Annotated in this window: 2 protein-coding genes and 1 pseudogene; all 3 read left to right on the top strand. The window is 30.6% G+C overall.

From position 1 onward, the window contains the following. A pseudogene (locus KUG37_RS14510) lies at positions 1 to 275 on the top strand (polysialic acid transporter); the annotation flags it as partial. A 42-nt stretch (positions 276 to 317) separates the two neighbouring features. Next, positions 318 to 2492 carry a glycosyltransferase gene (locus KUG37_RS14505; protein WP_216938375.1) on the top strand — a complete coding sequence of 725 codons (2175 nt, stop codon included), beginning with the start codon at positions 318 to 320 and terminating at the stop codon, positions 2490 to 2492. A gap of 541 nt (positions 2493 to 3033) precedes the next feature. Continuing rightward, positions 3034 to 3339, top strand: a complete 306-nt coding sequence (locus KUG37_RS14500; protein WP_254202717.1) for a hypothetical protein — start codon at positions 3034 to 3036, stop codon at positions 3337 to 3339. Positions 3340 to 3434: the final 95 nt, after the last annotated feature.

Genomic DNA, 3434 nt, shown 5'->3' with positions numbered 1-3434 from the left:
CTTTCCCGAACGGGATTGAATACAGTAACGGACTGAATGCCAGGGATTATATCGAGCAGGTGGGCGGTTTTAGCCAGAAATCGAATAAATCCAAAGTGATTGTGATCCGGCAGAATGGTAGAGCAGAGCTGGTCAGTAAAACTGCAAAAATCCAGCAGGGCGACGAGATTCTAGTGCTGCCGAAAGCCCAGACCAAAGGTATCGAGATGACGCGTGGGATCACCCAGGTGATCTATCAGATTGCAGTGGCTGCAAAAGTCGCGTTGGATCTCTAGTATTTAAATTAATAATTTCTAATCAATTGGCATAGGGTTAAAATGAATCAAATAGAATTATCAGTTATTATTCCTGTTAGACAAACGCTTCAGAATAATATTTTAGAAAGATTAACACTGAAAAATATAATTTCTTCTAGAGTGGAAGTTATTGTTGTTGATGATGGAAGTGTAATGGGGACGGATAAAATTTATGAACTTTGCAATAATAAAAAATGGAAATATATTCATCTCAATACCGTTGATGCGCCATTTTCATTAGCTAGAGCTAGAAATGCCGGGATTAAAAATGCTATTGGAAAGTATATCTATTTTGAAGATGCAGATTTTTTTCATAAAACATATTTTTATGATGAGCTAATCAATTTAATCCCAAAATTAGAAAAATCCCCTTTCAATTTCGCTTCTATTCCGACAATTTTTTTAAATGAAAATAAATCTATTGAATTAATTGATAATATAGAAAATGAGAATAAATATAATAATTTGTTTGATGACTATGTAAGTGAAATGCAATTTACTGATCCAGATGAGATTAATCAACTATGTGATAGTTACGCAATAGTTGGCTCGAATATCCTTGTTAAGAGAAGTTTATGTTTTCATATTGGTCTTTTTGATGAGTTTTTTAATTCATGGGGAGGGGAGGATCGAGATTTTATATTTAGATTACTAAATCACAATAGTAAGTTACAAAAGCCAGTTAATTTTAGTGAAACAAAAAAATGGAAAATTCATCGTACGAGTGCTTATGAAGGTTGGAGATCTTTATACAAGTTACATGGAGAATGGGTGTCTAAGTTAGGAATATATGCTGTACATATTTATCATCCTGAATATGCTTGGAAAGATCAATATTCTCGAAATGTAAATATGGATTATGCAGAAAAAAAAGCAAAGGATATTGTTTCAAACAGATATAAAGTTAATCCAATACCAATAAATGACAGTAATTTAAATATTTTTTTAGGTAGAAATAATACTTTTTTTAATGATGAAGTAATGAACTCCTTGGATAATGTCTTAATTGTAGATATTCCTAGGGAAGAAGATGTATATTTGACTGGGGAGATAATATTGCATTACAAACCTCAAAAGGTCTTCTTTCAAAACCCTTATGGATCTATTACTTTAAAGAAACTTTGGGACTTCTTAAGGGATAATAATATTGTTTGTGTATGCGTAGAAAGAGGAGCATTACCAAATTCTATTTACTTTGATGTTAATGGGTTTTGTTCTGAAAGTACTTCTTATCTTTCTGAGAATTGGAAGGAATTACCAGAATATAATGTTAGTGAGTATTATCTCGATTTAAAAGAAAAATCTAGATACTTAGAACCTCAGGGAAATAAAGATATAGAAGATTTACGTAGTGTATTAGATAATGGTAAGAAAAATATTTTAATTATTCTTCAGAGCATTACTGATACAACTACTAGGTTTTTCTGTGGAGACCTTATCAATTATGATTGCTTTATAGATAACGTAGAAAAATTATCTATGAGTAATAATTACAATATATTGGTTAAAAATCATCCTTTAAATCAAATTAATCTATTATCTTATGAAAACAAGGTGAAAGTAGATGATTATAAGTTATATGACCTACTAGATATTAGTGATATTGTTTTAACTTTAAACTCGGGGGTGGGGGTTATAGCTTTAGCAAATTATAAACCCGTAATTTGTATGGGTAAAAGCTTTTATAGTGATGAGGGCCTGGCTATGCAAGCAAATAATCTTAATGAGACTATTGATTGCATTGAAAATCCTTATGTGGATAAGGTGAAAATTAATAAATTCTTCTATTACCTAATTAATCATTTTTATAGTTTTGCTAATTGGGATTATGAATCAAGAGTTTATTCAAAAGACACTAAAATTTCAATGATGAAAAATTTATCTTATTATAATTTAAATCTCTTTGGAGAAAAGGTTAAGGTTAAGCCAAATAGTAACATTAATTCAATGATCTTCTCTGAGTATGGTTTTTATTTCTTTAGTAAAAAAAATAGCTCTAACTCATCAAAATTAAATTCTCTGGATAAAGATAAATTAAACAAAAAGAGTAGTAATGTTGTTCTAGAAAAATCTGCATTTATTTTTAAGCCTTTTTTAGATGAAAGAAAATTTAAGAAACTATTAAATGACCCATTTATGTTTTTTAATGATTCTAAAAACAAACAAGTTAGAAAGGTTAAGTACCTTTTTAAATAAATAGTAAAAAAGTATAGTGGGATTTTAATCCTACTATACTTTTTTATATTGAATTATCGTATGTTAAGTGAAAAAATCTTTGAATCAAATTATGAATTTAGATTTTTTGAGATGCAGATAAAATACTTTTATTAAGCAACTTTTATCTAGACTGGGAACGTAAAAAATTTCCTTCAGAGCACCAACTTTAGTTGCAAAAAAACTTAAAAGCTCTCGGTTTGGAGTATGGTTTTATCTGTTCTTTAGGCTTAGATAAAGAGGGCTTGCCTCTCTTTCTCTGATTGTAGATGAGATGGTGATTTATTTGGATGCTTTGCAAATATCAAACTAAAAACTATTGATTGTTCAGCTTAAAAATAAAGAATTAAACCTGTAGGCCGCATCAACCCTTCAGACTATTTTTAAACCATAAATTAACTAAATATAATCAAAAATTCCAAAGCCTAGATCCAGTTAAATTTAATCAAAATATCTCATATATTTTATAGATCCAACTTATGAGCGAGATCTATTTATCACCTCGCTCAGTGGTTTTGAAGCCTTGATTCGTGGGCTAAAGGTCTATTGTTATGGATTGCCTTTCTATGCAGGCTGGGGCTTGACTGAGGATCTGTACCTGTCACAAAGACGTAATAGACATATTACATTAGACGATTTATTGTATATCACCCTTGTAGAATATCCGACCTATAATTTAGCGCATACCGAGGTGTCGGGTATCCCTCTGGTCAGACCTGAGGATGTAATTGCATTTATAAAAAAACAGTTAGATCAGCCGGTAAGTTATAACGATAGGTATAAACGTGTATTATTCACCCTGTATAATATGCTAAAAAAAATAGGTTAATTTCTTTATGTCCGTCCATATAAACCGTTTATTACTTTCTGAACGGGTTCTGCTGTTGCAGGGCCCCATGGGGAACTTTTTTACTCGTTTTTCTG

It is taken from the genome of Acinetobacter sp. BY419, from assembly GCF_019038395.1.
GTDB lineage: Bacteria > Pseudomonadota > Gammaproteobacteria > Pseudomonadales > Moraxellaceae > Acinetobacter.
The sequence above is the reverse complement of the archived record's forward strand: the minus strand, read 5'-3'. Positions and strand labels throughout refer to the sequence as shown.

Excerpts from the sequence above, each read along its gene's own strand:
- KUG37_RS14505 (WP_216938375.1), top strand. The coding sequence starts at position 318 with ATGAATCAAATAGAATTATCAGTTATTATTCCTGTTAGACAAACGCTT.